The 15,034-nt window shown below is 40.9% G+C and carries 13 protein-coding genes; 2 read left to right on the top strand and 11 right to left on the bottom strand.

All coding sequences use genetic code 11. The features are described from left to right. The first annotated feature begins 89 nt into the window (after positions 1-89). A complete protein-coding gene (locus MUS1_RS02710) occupies positions 90-1,280 on the top strand; it encodes a TauD/TfdA family dioxygenase (RefSeq protein ID WP_036158699.1) in 1,191 nt (396 codons plus the stop codon). A gap of 3 nt (positions 1,281-1,283) precedes the next feature. Here the strand turns inward: MUS1_RS02710 and MUS1_RS02705 are convergent, their stop codons facing one another. The 8 genes from MUS1_RS02705 to MUS1_RS02670 all read right to left on the bottom strand — a co-directional run bounded on the left by MUS1_RS02705 (position 1,284) and on the right by MUS1_RS02670 (position 10,016). Then, entirely contained in the window at positions 1,284-2,276 is a 993-nt protein-coding gene (locus MUS1_RS02705; RefSeq protein ID WP_051436062.1) for a GlxA family transcriptional regulator, read from the bottom strand. A 163-nt stretch (positions 2,277-2,439) separates the two neighbouring features. Then, a complete protein-coding gene (locus MUS1_RS02700; protein ID WP_036158696.1) occupies positions 2,440-3,447 on the bottom strand; it encodes an ABC transporter substrate-binding protein in 1,008 nt (335 codons plus the stop codon). Positions 3,448-3,528: 81 nt separating this feature from the next. After that, positions 3,529-4,902 carry an ABC transporter permease gene (locus MUS1_RS02695; protein ID WP_051436061.1) on the bottom strand — a complete coding sequence of 458 codons (1,374 nt, stop codon included), beginning with the start codon at positions 4,900-4,902 and terminating at the stop codon, positions 3,529-3,531. Further along, on the bottom strand, positions 4,895-5,962 hold the full coding sequence (locus tag MUS1_RS02690; protein ID WP_051436060.1) for a quaternary amine ABC transporter ATP-binding protein: 1,068 nt from the start codon (positions 5,960-5,962) through the stop codon (positions 4,895-4,897). Before MUS1_RS02690 ends, MUS1_RS02695 begins: the two co-directional genes overlap by 8 nt. Positions 5,963-6,108: 146 nt before the next feature. Beyond that, positions 6,109-7,077, bottom strand: coding sequence for a 3-hydroxyacyl-CoA dehydrogenase NAD-binding domain-containing protein (locus MUS1_RS02685; RefSeq protein WP_036158692.1), 969 nt, complete (start codon positions 7,075-7,077; stop codon positions 6,109-6,111). Between the two features lie 15 nt (positions 7,078-7,092). Beyond that, positions 7,093-7,983, bottom strand: a complete 891-nt coding sequence (locus MUS1_RS02680; RefSeq protein ID WP_036159163.1) for a beta-keto acid cleavage family enzyme — start codon at positions 7,981-7,983, stop codon at positions 7,093-7,095. 294 nt (positions 7,984-8,277) lie between these two features. Further along, positions 8,278-8,934: a nitroreductase family protein gene (locus tag MUS1_RS02675; protein WP_036158685.1), complete on the bottom strand. Its 657-nt coding sequence runs from the start codon at positions 8,932-8,934 to the stop codon at positions 8,278-8,280. A gap of 203 nt (positions 8,935-9,137) precedes the next feature. Beyond that, positions 9,138-10,016 (bottom strand): GlxA family transcriptional regulator, encoded by an 879-nt coding sequence (locus MUS1_RS02670; protein WP_245595717.1) that lies wholly within the window; start codon positions 10,014-10,016, stop codon positions 9,138-9,140. Positions 10,017-10,261: 245 nt separating this feature from the next. Between MUS1_RS02670 and MUS1_RS02665 the strand changes: the two genes are divergently transcribed. Then, positions 10,262-10,771 (top strand): thioesterase family protein, encoded by a 510-nt coding sequence (locus tag MUS1_RS02665; RefSeq protein WP_051436058.1) that lies wholly within the window; start codon positions 10,262-10,264, stop codon positions 10,769-10,771. Positions 10,772-10,784: 13 nt separating this feature from the next. On the opposite strand, the gene dtd is transcribed toward MUS1_RS02665, so the two are convergent. The 3 genes from dtd to thiI form a co-directional block, all read right to left on the bottom strand. Further along, on the bottom strand, positions 10,785-11,219 hold the full coding sequence (gene dtd / locus MUS1_RS02660) for a D-aminoacyl-tRNA deacylase (RefSeq protein WP_036158682.1): 435 nt from the start codon (positions 11,217-11,219) through the stop codon (positions 10,785-10,787). A gap of 164 nt (positions 11,220-11,383) precedes the next feature. Beyond that, a complete protein-coding gene (gene typA / locus MUS1_RS02655; RefSeq protein ID WP_036158675.1) occupies positions 11,384-13,204 on the bottom strand; it encodes a translational GTPase TypA in 1,821 nt (606 codons plus the stop codon). Positions 13,205-13,451: 247 nt separating this feature from the next. Beyond that, entirely contained in the window at positions 13,452-14,903 is a 1,452-nt protein-coding gene (gene thiI, locus MUS1_RS02650) for a tRNA uracil 4-sulfurtransferase ThiI (protein ID WP_036159157.1), read from the bottom strand. Positions 14,904-15,034: the final 131 nt, after the last annotated feature.

Genomic DNA, 15,034 nt, shown 5'->3' with positions numbered 1-15,034 from the left:
ACAGGAAGTCGACTCGATATCACAGAAAAAAATGCTTTCATTATAAGATTAACATTATGATCCCTTACATTATTACCTAGGACGACATTATGAGTTCACCTGATGCTAATTTAGAAATAGCCTCATTCACACCTTATCCTATAACGCATCATCCTGTACGACTTGAATTAAATGACGAGTCTCTAACAGTTATTTGGGATCATCAACATACCAGCGAATTTCACTATTTATGGCTACGTGATAACTGTCATTGCCCTAAATGCATATCGACAGCAACGAGAGAACAAACTTTCGAAATCTGTGACGTTCCTTTTACGATTAAAGCGTCCAATGCTTATATTACAGATGATCATAGAATTGTGATTGAATGGGATCACGAAGGCCATGTTAGTAAATACCACCCAGGCTGGTTATTGAGCCATTGTTACAGTAAAGAAGTACAGCAAAGCCATCAATGGAAACCCACGATATGGGATGAAGAACGCATTACGAATGAACTACCAAGAACTCATCATGATGCGATTGTAGAAAGTGATGCAGAGTTACTTATTTGGCTACGAGCACTCAGAAATTATGGCATTGCGCTGGTTACTGATGTGGATACGACACTCGGATCCTTAACAAAAGTAACGGACCGAATATCTTTTATGCGCGAGTCAAATTACGGTACGTTATTCGACGTTAAGACTACCGCTAAAGCGAATACCTCAGCGAATACAAATCTCCGCTTGCCTTTACATACAGACTTATCGGCTCGGGAGTTACAGCCAGGATTACAATTCCTTCATTGTTTAGTCAATGATGCGAGTGGCGGGGAATCAATATTTGTTGATGGCTTTAAAATCGCAGAGTACATGCGAGAACATCATCCAGAAGAATTTCGTGATTTGTCTACCATTCCAATGTCTTTCTATAATAAAGACCCCTACTGCGATTACCGTTATCGCGGCACAGTCATTGCGACTGACAGTAATGATGAAGTGATTGAGGTGCGTCACGCAAACTTTATTAGAGGGCCGATTGATGTTCCACCCCATCAAACCATGGCTCTCTATAAAGCTTATCAGCTTTTTATTTTGCTAACTCGAGAACCAAAATTTCAATTGTTTTTCCGTCTTACGGCTGGAGAAATGGTTGTATTTGATAATCGCCGTGTATTGCATGCTCGCAACGCTTTTGACCTTAAGTCAGGTATGCGCCAACTACAAGGCTGCTACATAGATAGAGATGAGCTTCTTTCCCGCATTAGAATATTAGAAAGAAACACAGAGTTAAACTAACCGCTAAGCTAACGTAAGAAGACGGTATTGTGTCGCTGTCTTGCCATAAAAGGCTCGATAGCGACGACTAAAATGCGCGGTTGAAGAAAATCCACTGGCTAACGCGATTTCAGTAATACTCAAACCAGAGTCAGATAGTAAATAATGGGCGTATTCCATTCGAAGTTTTAAATAATACGCAGACGGTGACACTTTTAAATACTGCAGGAAAAGCCGCTCAAGCTGCCTTATCGAGATAGATAAGACTTTAGCAATATGCACTGTTGCTAAAGGTGTTTCTATATTGGCATCCATCAACTCCAGAGCTTTAAGTACTTTGGGATGATATACATTTAACTTTTCTGACTTACTAGGCCTCTGCCGGTCAGCGTGATGCCGTGTTCCATTAGTAATCAGCTGTTCACAAACTAAATCAGCCACCTCACTCTGACAGTAATATTCTATAAAATACAAAACCATGTCTGATGCAGCGATCCCACCAGCACAAGTGATTCGATTACCATCTATTTTAAATAACTCATCGCTGACATTTAAATAAGGGTATCGCTCTTGAAAAGCAGGTTTAGCCTCCCAGTGTAGAGTCACTTTATAACCGTCTAACAGTTTTGCTTTCGCTAAAGCATAGCAACCAGTATCTATCGCGCCAATGACACTTTTTTTTCTGTCTAGATTACGCAACCATTTAATGCAGGTTTCACTTATGTATTTTTCAGGACGGAAACTCGCATTCACGAACACGTTTTTTGGTGAGGGACAAAAATCTACGTGGATAGATTGCTCTAACGCCATGTCATTACTCGCTATGACAGGATTACCATTCTCGCTTAAACACTGCCAGCGAAAGACTTCTTTCCCGACGATTCGATTGGCGATTCGCAATGGCTCTGTAATAGAAAGCAGAGACATCATTGAGTATTCAGGTAGGAGCAAAAAAGACAGAGTAAGTACACCATCATCGTCTGCTATTAAAGGTCCGGTTTGAGAATAGCCGTTCATAGATAGAGGAATTCCACGGAGAATACTCACTGTTGTATGCTTGAAAACCCTTTTCAATTATAAACAAAGTAGCAGGCTTTTATTTTAAAAGCCTGCTACAGACAAAACCATCAACTCGATTCCGTCTTATTACTTAGATCATATAAAAACTATTATAATGAGCTCATTTCAACCATGATTTAATAATATCAGAATTGCTGTCTACCCATTTTTTTGCAACAACGCTGGCTTCGTCTTCACCCGTAGATAAGGCAAAGATCCACTGGCTTACAACATCTGCATCAAGGCTTACATTGCTCAAGAATTTCGCAACTTCTGGCGCTCTGCCTTCCAACGATGCGGTATAGCCGATATGAACAGGTACAATTGGATAATCACAGGTTATTTCACTGTCTGCTAACCAGTTATCGGTATTCGCATAGTTATAACAGCCATCAGGGTTATAATCTTTACTGTCTTTCTTAGACTCGTTTGAATAACCTGTAAACGCTGGCTCTTCTAACTTACGAAGGTCATAAGCATAGTGAATCCATGCTGGCGTCCAGTAATAAAATAAGATGCCTTCTTTCTTACGGTAGGCTTTTTTCAACTGAGCTTGCATGATAGAACTAGAAAAAATCTCTGGTGTGAAATATTTATCGAAACCATAGCTTTTGGCTTTGATCTGGTTAGTTTTAACCAATTCCCAACCTGAAGCACCCGCCCAGTATTCACCTACACCATCACCATCTTTATCAAATAATTTGGCAATTTCTGGTTTTGCTAAATCAGAAACAGACTTCACGCCATATTCATCTTGAATGTAACCTGGGATAAAGAAACCATTTTCACCTAGGTAAGGCACTTTGTTGGCTTTGACACTTCCAGTACCACCTTCGGCAACAAATTTCGCCCATGCATGATCCTGCAAAGTCGTCCAGATATCAGGAAAGACGTCTATGCTGCCTTTCCCAGAATCCATAGCTGACCAAATAGCCGCCTGATCTGCGGCAATAATTTCAACATTAACGTCAAAGTTCTCTTCCATTACTACTTTTAAAACGTGCTCAATCGCTACCGCACCATCCCAGTTAAGTTCACCAAGAACAATCGTTTCCTTTGCACTTACACCTTGGGAAACTGTTAAACCTATTGCCGCACTTAAAACACATGTACTTAATAACTTCTTCATTATTTTTCCCTTTTTTACTTTTTAAACTCAAAGTGAGCTGCCATGTGCTCGTCGGCTCACTTTTATCTCATTCTTTACTGACTACTTATTCACTTCCATTCGACCGCGAATAATACGATCCAAGATCATGGCGCATAATACAATCGCAAGTCCTGCCAATAAGCCTTTACCCGCTTCAAGTCGTTGTAACGAAGACAAGACATCATAGCCAAGTCCGCCTGCGCCAATCAAAGCCGCAACCACAACCATAGAAAGACTCATCATGATGCTTTGGTTAATCCCGGCCATAATAGAAGGCATCGCCAAGGGTAATTGCGCTTTAAACAAAACCTGACTCGGGCTTGCTCCAAACGCCAACATAGCTTCAATCACGGATGGACTTACTTGCTGAATACCCAGCGAGGTTAATCGGATCATCGGGGGCATAGCAAAAACAACAGTTGCCAATACAGCTGGCGGTTTACCTACTGAAAAGAAAGCAATCGCAGGTATTAGATAGACAAAACTCGGCATGGTTTGCATCAAGTCTAAAATAGGGTTTAAGACCGTATTAAACTTTGGTTTTTTCGCTGCAAGGATACCTAACGGCGCACCAATAAGAAGGCAAATGCAAACCGAAGCACCCACTAACGCCATGGTACTCATTGCTTTGTCCCAAAAACCGAAAAAACCGAGATAGGATAACGACACGGCAGTAAAAGCCACTACGCGCCAGCCAGCCATTTTCCATGACAATAAAAGTAATAGCAGCGCCATGACAGGCCATGGCGTACCGATAAATAACAGCTCTAGAAAATCGAGCATGCCTTTAATTGCCCAAGTGATTGAATCAAAAACATCTTCAAACGAAATGGTTAACCAATCAACAAAATTGTCGATGCTTTTCGCCGTGGTCGACGCAATTTTTCGGCTAGTTGGAAAGGTATCTAAAGCATCTATAACTTGTGTTGCACTAAATTTATAGATTGTTAGAGGATAAATAGCCGCTATCAGTACAGCTCCTTTCATTATTCTATTGCTGCTGGAACAACTTAATACGCTAGGAGTAATACGCCACTTGCAGTAAAACTTGTAATACAAACTGTTTGCTAAGCTTCCGCCAATCAATCGACCAACAATAAGAACGCCAAGACCAACCGCAAAGCTCGCCTCTGGATAAGCCTCTGAGCTCCAAATACTTCTAGCAATAGAAATACAACCCAGAATGTCGGTCACTAATAAAGCCCAAAACAAAAACCAGACGTTACGGCTCGCCGCCCACAACGGCCCAGCCATCGCAGCGGCTACGTTTAGTTTATACTTCTTACCTTGAATGATTTCATTGAATGACTGCAAATAATATTCTGTCGAACTGCCTAGAAACTGTTTCAGGCTATCGACTTCTTTTACACTCAATGATGAGGGTTTTTCTTGCTTGAAAGGCGTGATCGTCTCTTGTTTAAAAGAATCACTCATTTATATCTCTCCCTTGTATACCACGTAATAACTGACGCTTAGTAATCACGCCGACTTCTTCATCTTGTTTTAATACAAGAATGGGATTTTCATGATCGATGGCTAAGTTAATTAGCTCATCAAGATCCGCATCGTGTGGTGCTCTTGGGCAGAGACTTTGATCTAAAGTGTTATCTTTTAAATAATCGTCAATCGGACGCATAATGGATTGAGCAGAAACCAGTTTCAAACGAGAGATGTCTTTTACAAATTCCGCGACATATTCATTGGCTGGTGCCATGATAATTTGCTCTGGTGTGCCTATTTGAACAATCTCACCATCTTTCATAATAGCGATACGATTACCAATCCGAATGGCTTCATCTAGATCATGGGTAATGAAGATGGTGGTCTTATTCATTTCCCTAGCAAGCTCTAGGAATTGATCTTGTAATTGACGTCGAATTAAAGGATCTAACGCACTAAAGGGCTCATCCATTAACAAAATAGAAGGGTCTGCGGCCATGGCACGAGCGAGGCCCACTCGTTGCTGCATACCACCCGATAACTCAGAGGGCATGCGATCTTCCCAACCATCGAGTTGAACTAATTCCAGTTTCTTTTGCGCTACATTAAGTCGATGAGCTTCATCTATATGTCGTAGTTCAAGTCCTAAGGCTACATTTTCTCGTACAGTACGATGGGGTAATAGCGCGGTATGTTGAAATACCATGCCAATTTTTTCAGCTCGAATCTTACGTAATTGTTTCGCGTCTAATGCATTGATGTCTTCATTTTCAATCAATATATCACCCGCCGTAGGCTCAATGAGGCGATTGATATGGCGTACCAAGGTGGATTTACCACTTCCCGATAAGCCCATAATGCAAAAGATCTCTCCTTCTACTGCCTTAAAGCTTGCGTTTGCCACGGCAACGACACAATCATATTCTTCGTGTACTTGATCTTTGGTTAACCCTCTGGTTTTTACCGCGTGCAAAGCCTCAACGGATTTGTCACCGAATATTTTCCATACATTTCGACATTCTATTGCAGGTTGTTCTGTATTGCTGTCTAGCATCTAACTTAGCCCCTCTAGTTTGAGTTGATGGTGCTCTACACACACCATATCTTTATTATTAGGGTTTTAATTAGTGATCATCGGCACAAAGCCGGCAGAATATGACCTTTATTCCTTTCGTTATAAATCGTCTTCTAGATTCATCGTTAACGTTTAATACCCTTCTCTTGGCGGTATTCATCTAATGTTTGCATTATTCGAATCAAACAATCATCTCGCTCTTGAATTAACTCATTAATCGATGCGCCATTCGCCTGATTTAAACAACCTTGCACCATGTCATCTTTCAATTCTTGAGTTACTTCAGGCGCTTTTAATCGAGTCCATGGTTCTTCCAATGAATGCTCGAAATGATCAAGTAGGTACGCCATCCCTCCTTGACCACCACCTAGGTGATAAGTTAAACAATGCCCCATAATGGCCCAACGCAAACCCGGTCCATGGATAATCGCTTTATCAATGTCTTCAACTGTGCACTCTTTATTTTTGACCATATGCAAAGCTTCTCGCCAGATAGCTTCTTGAAGTCGATTACCAATAAAGCCTGGTAATTCTTTCTCCATCTTGGCAACTTGTTTTTCTATTGCTTCATAAAATTCCGCTGTCCAATCCACCACATCTTGGCTGGTTCTTTCACCACCGCAGACTTCACAAAAAGGCATTAGATAAGGCGGGTTAAAAGGATGACCAACAACAAACCGATTTGGTTGATTTTTTAAATCCGAAGCCATATCTGTCATTGGTAAACCTGATGTGCTGGAAATAATCACGACATCAGATGGCGTAATTCGATCCAACTCAGCAAACAGGTCACGCTTAGCATCCAGCCTTTCTGGCGTATTTTCTTGGATGACTTGAACACATGACACCATGTCTTCTAGAGAATCAACAAAACGTAAATTATCTCGACTCGCACCCTCTCGTAATCCGAGTTTTTCAATGGTTGGCCAAACATGATCAACCATCGCCAGCAATTTTTCTTTGGCATTAGGGCCAGGATCATAAGCGACTACATTCATACCCATGCGCAAAAAATGCAGTGCCCATCCACCACCAATCACACCAGTACCTATAACACCTACGTGTGTCACTTCATTCGGATTTGGACGAGCCATACTGTTCTCCAATTATTATTGAGTACCACGTAAACGTAATTTTTCACGGGCTTCAGTAGGGCTTAAAATACGCGACCCCATGTTTTCAATAATATTTACAGCTCGTTCTACAAGTTGACCATTTGTCGCAAGTACGCCTTTACTGAGGTACAAATTGTCTTCTAAACCGACTCGAACATGACCACCTAACAGTGCAGATTGAGCCACCCAAGGTAATTGGTTACGACCCAATGCAAACGCGGCCCAATTTGTATCCGCAGGTAACATATCAACCATAGCTTTTAGCAAGGCAGCATTTGGCGGCGTGCCCCAAGGAATACCCTGACACAACTGAAACATAGCATTTTCAGCCAACAGACCTTCTTTCATCATTTGCAGAGCAAACCAAAGGTTACCGGTATCAAAGATTTCCAGTTCAACCGTAACCCCTAATTTTTTGATATGAGCCGCACCAAGGCGTAACATATCTGGTGTAGATATATAGACTAAATTGCCATCACCAAAGTTCAGAGAGCCACAATCTAAAGTACAGATTTCAGGTTTAAGCGCTTCAATATGAGCCAGACGCTCAATAGCTCCAACAAGATCAGTGTCTTTACCAAAGTCTGCAGGATTTTCTTCAGGGCCAACGTAAAGATCGCCACCCATACCACCGGTAAGGTTAATGATAATGTCGCATTCTGATGCGCGCAGTCGTTCACATACTTCAGCATATAAATCGACTTGACGAGAGGCTTGAGTCGTTTTCAAATCACGCGCATGGATATGAGCAATAGCGGCTCCAGCATTCCATGCCTCAATCACAGAATTGGTGATTTCTTCAGGAGTAACAGGGACATGAGGGTTGCGCGCTGCAGTATCGGCAGCACCATTCACGGCACAGGTGATAATGACATCTTGATTCATCATATAAGCTCTTAAATTGGATAAATAGAGACTAGAAAGTCCAACAAGTAATGAACTCTAGATATTGACCCTTTTAAAGTTACACTGCGGTGTCTTTTTATTTTTGCCTAAATCCGACTACTTTTTTCCTTAATCGATCATTCTACGTCTTTTTCGCAAATAGGCCCTCACCCATCTACGAAAAGCTGCGCAATTAAAAACAAATACTATTGAATAGTTATTATTTATAACTCAAAAAGGAAAGAGGAAGAGAGCAACCTATGAACAAGCCTACTCTCTTTAATTTCGATTGTATTAAATAATGGTAACAATACTTTCTTTTGGAAGGCGTGATTTTGGTAATGAAGCATTAAAATCGTTAACGGCGTCGCTATAACCCATGGCCAATGCTACATCGCATTGATAACCAACCAATTCATTTGCAAACTCTTCTGCCACCAATTCATGATCAATTCCCTCAAGTGGTGTGGAATCGATTTTTAGTCGGGCCAACACATGCATCAGATTTCCTAAAGCAAGGTAGACTTGTGCTTTTGTCCAAGCGGCATTATCACCTTGCTCATCTGTGTTCATGTCCACAAAAGCAAAAGAACCAAATGCTTGCTCTCTATTTTCTTCTGCTATTCGTCCAATCTGAACATGAACATCAAGCACTTTGTTAAAATCTTCACGACTGTAATGGGTTTTGTGAGCGAATAAAATAATGTGGGAGGCTGCTTTTGCATGTTTTTGATTAAACTGATGTTTGCTCTCAAAAGTATTATGGAATCGCTGTTTTGCCTCATCACTTTCTATCACAATAAATTTCCATGGTTGAGAATCTATCGATGAAGGTGATAAACGAAGTGCTTCTAAAATCACGTCTAAATCTTCCTTAGAAATGGCTTTGGAAGCATCATAGTGTTTTGCTGTATGTCGATTTTCTAGATCAACAACAATCGGGTGTGGCATGAACGATTCTCCATGAAATTAAGTTTAGTAGCCTGTTAAATCACATGCAATTTACACAATTAAAGGACTTAACATGAGTCTGTAGCTTCTGTAATTCGCCTCAATTTATCGCGCTTTATTGTAAAAGTAAAAAAATAGTCACTATTTTTAAAAACGTTACCTACCAAAAATTACATTTATTTTGGCGAATAAAAAAGGTCAATCTATCTCTCTTGACTTGGGCTTTTTGAAAACTGCTTCTGATAACAACGAGTAAAATGGGACAAAGAAACAAAACCACAGGCAACAGAAATAGCCGTCACACTCTCTGTCGTTTGTTGCAACATATTACGTGCTTTTTCCAATCGTATTTGTCGATAAAAAGACTTAGGTGTTTGTTGTAAATTGTGCTTAAACAGGCGCTCTAATTCACGTCCAGATATTCCTAAATGTGTCGTTAATTCTGAAATATACAAAGGCTCTTCAATATTCAGCTCCATCAGCTGAACCGCTTCAACTAAGTGTTTGTTACGACTATCTAAACGGATTTGTAGTGAGCGACGCTGGGGCTCAGTATTACCACGTTTATGAGTATAAATTAGTGCGTCAGCCACTAATGTGGCCAATTGTTGATCGTGTTGTATGCGAATTAAATACAACATCATATCCAACCCAGATAACCCACCAGGACAAGAAAACACTTTTCTATCAATGACTAATAATTCTTGAACAAACTCTACATTAGGAAAAAGCTCCTGTGTGCTTTCGTGATTTTCCCAGTGCACCGTAGCTCGATGACCATCTAAAATCCCCGCAGCTGCGGCAAGATAGGCGCCCATATCTTGGCAACCAATATCAGCACCAAAAAAATAGCTTTGTTGACGAATAAAGCCTAAAACAGCAGGTGAAGACACGGTTTGTGGATCATGGCAACCAGAACAAAGAATTAATGTTTCGCATTGTTCGACCTCTTTGATACTAACGTTTGTCATAATATCAATGCCGTCGCTGCTGCGAATCAAACCACCAAATTCAGACACCAATTCCCATTCGTAAAGAGGTAAACCGCTTGCCGCATTTGCATGGCGAAGAGGGCCTAACATTGATGTTAAACCAAATAACGAAAAGTCAGGCGTTAACAGAAAATGTATTTTTCTCGTGTCGTCTTTTGTACAGTTACTAATCACCCACGATCCTTTTCTAATAATTAAAGGCAACATTGTCGTATAAAAACAAATAACATGCGATTTTAATCAACAATCTGCATTCTTAACACTTATTATAGACCCCATTAACAAGCACCTTACTACGAGCCTAAAGCCTCTTTGACCCCAAACAAGGTAGAAAAATGTCTTCAGCATCTCAAGGAATATCGCCAAAAGTAGAACAAGCTACTCTATTATTTGAAAGCCCAGTGTTACCAGAATGGATTGACTATAACGGCCATATGAATGATGCCTGCTATGTGATTGCTTTTAGCCAAGCCGTTGACGGGTTTATGTCCTTAATTGACCTTAATGAAGCCTTCCGTGAGCAACACAGTGTATCTATCTACACACTCCAAAGCATGGTGAGTTATTTACAAGAAGTGTCCGAAGGACAAAATATCGCCATTAAAGGTCAACTATTAGAAAGTGACGCCAAGAAGCTGCGTCTATTTTTAACCATGTACCACGCCGACACTCATGATAAGTTAGCGACAATGGAAACACTCTTGCTACACATGGACATGAAAATCCACAAAGCGACTCCATTTCTTCCACACACATTGTCTTTAGTAGAGGCTATTCAAGCCGCTCACAATAAACTCGAAACACCAAGCAATGCTGGTAAACCTATTAGCTTGAAGCGAATCTAATTCACTCTAAATATCAATCCAGCATAAAAGTAACAGGGCCATCATTGGTAAAGGAGACTTTCATATCTGCACCAAACTGCCCTGTTTCAACTTTGTCATATTGTGCCCGAACCTTATTAACGAAGTCGTTAAATAGTCGCTCACCCTCCTCTGGAATGGCTGCTGTTGAAAATCCTGGGCGCAGGCCCTTTTTTGTTTCAGCTGCTAAGGTAAATTGAGATACTAACAAAACCCCACCAGCAACCTGCTGGACGTTTAAATTCATCTTACCTTCTGCGTCACCAAACATACGATATTTAAGCAATTTGTCCGCCAAACGCTGCGTATCGGTCTCTGTATCGCCTTTCTCGATACCAACCAACACAAGCTGACCATCATCAATTGCACCAATAATCTCACCATCTACTGTAACGCTGGCATTAAGCGCTCGTTGGACTAACACCTTCATATCCATTCCTTTTCTATTTGGTTTGATAAAGTGCACTTTATCAAACGCCAGAAAAAACAAAAGCGCCCGAAGGCGCTTCTGTCGCTCCTGAACGTATTTGCATACGTTCATTTGCTGCTGCTCTTTATAAAGCGATTCTGTTGAATCGTTTTATTTAAAACGACTTATTTACGGCCGTTACGCTTACGTTCGTTTTCAGTAAGGAACTTCTTACGAACACGAATGCTTTCTGGCGTAACTTCTACCAACTCATCATCTTCGATGAATTCAAGTGCTTGTTCTAGCGTTTGACGAATCGGTGGAGTCAAAGTCAAAGCTTCATCTGTACCAGATGCACGTACGTTAGTCAGCTGCTTACCTTTAACAGGGTTAACCGCTAAATCGTTATCACGTGAGTGAATACCGATAATTTGACCTTCGTACACTTCAACTGCGTGACCTAGGAACATGCGGCCACGGCTTTGCAAGTTGAACAAAGAGTAAGCGGCTGTTTTACCAGTAAGCATGCTTACCAATACACCGTTTTTACGACTTTGAACTTCGCCATCTTTAACTGGACCGTAATGATCGAAAACACTCGTCAAAATACCAGAACCAGACGTCAATGTTAGGAACAAGCCACGGAAACCGATCAAACCACGTGAAGGCATCATGAATTCAAGGCGTGTACGGCCTTTACCATCTGGCTCCATGTTAGTTAATTCACCTTTACGTAAGCCGATTTCTTCCATGATAGAACCTTGATGCTGATCTTCAACATCGATTACTACCATTTCGAATGGTTCAGATTTAACGCCGTCGATTTCTTTGATAACAACTTCAGGACGAGAAACGCCCATTTCGAAGCCTTCGCGACGCATTGTTTCAATCAATACAGACAAATGAAGCTCACCACGACCTGATACGACAAACTTATCTGGTGTATCACCTTCTTTTACGCGAAGTGCTACGTTATGGATAAGCTCTTGGTCTAGACGGTCTTTGATGTTACGAGTCGTAACGAACTTACCTTCTTTACCAGCAAATGGAGAGTCATTTACGATGAATGTCATGCTTACTGTTGGCTCATCAACCGATAACGGTGGAAGCGCTTCAACACAAGTAGGATCACACAAAGTATCAGAAATACTTAGACCATCAATACCATTGATACAAACGATATCACCAGCAGAGGCTTTATCTGTGTCAACACGATCTAGACCGTGGTAACCCTTAACATTTACTACTTTACCTTTACGCTCTTTACCATCAGCCGATTTTATAACGACTTGCTGGTTAGGAGACAAACTACCACGTGTGATACGGCCTACACCGATAACACCAACATAACTATCGTAATCCAATGCAGAAACCTGCATTTGGAAGGTACCTTCTGGGTCAACATCAGGAACAGGTACGCTATCAACGATCATTTGGTAAAGAGGCGTCATGTCGTCTGCTAGGTTATCTGGATCAGTACCCGCTTGGCCATTAATGGCAGAAGCGTAGATAACAGGGAAGTCTAATTGCTCTTCTGTTGCGCCAAGGTTATCAAAAAGATCAAAAACTTGATCCATAACCCAATCAGGACGAGCGCCAGGACGGTCAACTTTGTTGATAACAACAATAGGACGCAAACCTTGCTCAAATGCTTTAGAGGTTACGAAACGTGTTTGCGGCATTGGGCCATCAACAGCATCAACCAATAGACATACGCAATCAACCATAGAAAGTACACGCTCTACTTCACCACCGAAATCGGCGTGACCAGGTGTGTCTACGATGTTGATACGGTAGTCATTCCATTTAATTGACGTGTTTTTCGCCAAGATGGTAATACCACGTTCTTTTTCTTGATCGTTAGAGTCCATGATTCGTTCAGAACCTTCATCTTTACGATCTAACGTGCCAGACTGGCTTAATAGCTTGTCAACAAGGGTAGTTTTACCATGGTCAACGTGCGCAATGATGGCAATATTGCGTAACTTACTAATATCATTAGACATTTATAATTCTCTGCGTTTGATGTGAGCAAAAAGATATACCGCCGCTTGACTCGGGCGGGTATGCTCTTCAAGCGTCTCGGATCTTGGTGCGGGGTAAAATTCGCGCAATTGTACCCTTATATTGATCAATATCCCATTAAAGTGAGTAAAAAAAACCACAAAAATAGATCAACAGGGTAACAAACAGCACTCTATTCAAAACAGTAGCATTCATTTACTACAAAAATACAACTGTTTAAATTCCTTACTAAGGTAAATAAATACCTATATTTTCATGCCCTTTACCCAAAAGGTAAGAAGCATGCATTCGACTCATAACACCTTTACCACAATAAAGAAGATGCATGGTTTTTGGATCCAGTTCAGACCAAGTCGTTTCCAAAGCAAAGAAAGGAATAACCTTAACAGGTCGACCACTTACTTTAAGAGGGCGATTACTGGCTTCATCTGGATGACGAATATCAATAATGACCTCATCACCAACCGGCATACGAACCACTGGCACTTCACCTTGATATTGCTTAGCAACATCGTCCATGACATTTTGGATCGACATGATATTCGCGTTTACAATCGCTTTTTCTAAAACGTCAAAGTCGAAATTCGATTCTTGTTTTTCAACACGGTGCATTTTTGCTCGTGTTGTTGGCTTGACTGAAATCACGCCACAAAACTCAGGCATGCTGGCAGCAAAAGGCGCAGTACCAATATCGATGGCTTTATCAATAATTTCTTGTTTGTTCGTCGTAATCAAAGGTCGAATCACTAATTCTTCTGTAACCTGATCAATGACTTTTAAGTTAATTAGCGTTTGGCTTGATACCTGAGCAACACTTTCACCCGTTACCAATGCTTTTGCTCCGACTTCATTCATAAGCTGAGAAGCCGCTCGCAACATCATACGTTTTAAAATAACGCCCATTTCGGCATTATCAACTTTCGTTAGAATCTCACCAACAACCGCTTCAAAAGGCACAGTGATGAATTTTACGTTTAATGCAGAACCGTATTTCTCCCAAATATAATGAGAAACTTGCTTTACACCGATTTCATGAGCATCGCCACCTAGATTGAAAAAACAAAAATGCGTTTTTAATCCACGACTCATAGTCATATAGGAACTGACCGTTGAATCATAACCACCCGACATCAATGACAAAACGGGATCCTGTGAACCAAGCGGATAACCACCCAATCCTTCTACACGCTGTTCGATCATCCATACTCGACCATCTCGAATGTCGATAGGAACAAGTACTTCTGGATTTTTCAATCGAACCGCTAAAGCACCACAACGAGCTTTAAGACAACCACCTATGTGTCGCTCTGCATCAACAGAAGTGAAATCATGATGACCAACTCGTTTAACACGCACTGCAAATACAGCATTCTTTATAGCGTCACCATAAGAAACAATTGCTTGCTCAACAATATCGTCAAGATCAACAAGAGGAAATTCACGTACAAACTGAAAGTGAGCAATACCTGCTATGTTAGATAACGCCTCGGTAAAGTCTTCACGCAAATCATCCCGCTCAGAAAGTATTTCAATAAAGTCCCAATTACCCGCAACGGCGACATCAACATCATGCTTTTTCAAAACCAATTTAATGTTGTGCCTAAGCTGTTTAATAAATGCCTTTCTAACTGGACGACTTTTAATTGTGATTTCTGCAAAAAACTTAACAATAAATTTCATAGAGGTTGCAATACATACCGGAGGTTGAAAAAGGCGCACAGTATAAAGAAAAGGCAGCGGATACGAAAATGCTAAATTCGCACCAAAAAGATACAACAAAAGTAAATATCGCATCAATATAGTGCATTTGT

Source organism: Marinomonas ushuaiensis DSM 15871, assembly GCF_000521805.1.
Lineage (GTDB): Bacteria > Pseudomonadota > Gammaproteobacteria > Pseudomonadales > Marinomonadaceae > Marinomonas > Marinomonas ushuaiensis.
Note: the sequence above shows the minus strand (reverse complement) of the source record. Positions and strands in the feature narration are given on the sequence as shown.

Bases quoted from the DNA above. Each gene is read 5' to 3' on its own strand.
- typA (WP_036158675.1), bottom strand. From the start codon at position 13,204: ATGTCTAATGATATTAGTAAGTTACGCAATATTGCCATCATTGCGCAC.
- MUS1_RS02705 (WP_051436062.1), bottom strand. From the start codon at position 2,276: ATGAACGGCTATTCTCAAACCGGACCTTTAATAGCAGACGATGATGGT.
- dtd (WP_036158682.1), bottom strand. From the start codon at position 11,219: ATGAAGGTGTTAGTCCAACGAGCGCTTAATGCCAGCGTTACAGTAGAT.
- thiI (WP_036159157.1), bottom strand. From the start codon at position 14,903: ATGAAATTTATTGTTAAGTTTTTTGCAGAAATCACAATTAAAAGTCGT.
- MUS1_RS02695 (WP_051436061.1), bottom strand. From the start codon at position 4,902: ATGAGTGATTCTTTTAAACAAGAGACGATCACGCCTTTCAAGCAAGAA.
- MUS1_RS02675 (WP_036158685.1), bottom strand. From the start codon at position 8,934: ATGCCACACCCGATTGTTGTTGATCTAGAAAATCGACATACAGCAAAA.
- MUS1_RS02670 (WP_245595717.1), bottom strand. From the start codon at position 10,016: ATGTTAGGCCCTCTTCGCCATGCAAATGCGGCAAGCGGTTTACCTCTT.
- MUS1_RS02700 (WP_036158696.1), bottom strand. From the start codon at position 3,447: ATGAAGAAGTTATTAAGTACATGTGTTTTAAGTGCGGCAATAGGTTTA.
- MUS1_RS02710 (WP_036158699.1), top strand. From the start codon at position 90: ATGAGTTCACCTGATGCTAATTTAGAAATAGCCTCATTCACACCTTAT.
- MUS1_RS02685 (WP_036158692.1), bottom strand. From the start codon at position 7,077: ATGGCTCGTCCAAATCCGAATGAAGTGACACACGTAGGTGTTATAGGT.
- MUS1_RS02665 (WP_051436058.1), top strand. From the start codon at position 10,262: ATGTCTTCAGCATCTCAAGGAATATCGCCAAAAGTAGAACAAGCTACT.
- MUS1_RS02690 (WP_051436060.1), bottom strand. From the start codon at position 5,962: ATGCTAGACAGCAATACAGAACAACCTGCAATAGAATGTCGAAATGTA.
- MUS1_RS02680 (WP_036159163.1), bottom strand. From the start codon at position 7,983: ATGAATCAAGATGTCATTATCACCTGTGCCGTGAATGGTGCTGCCGAT.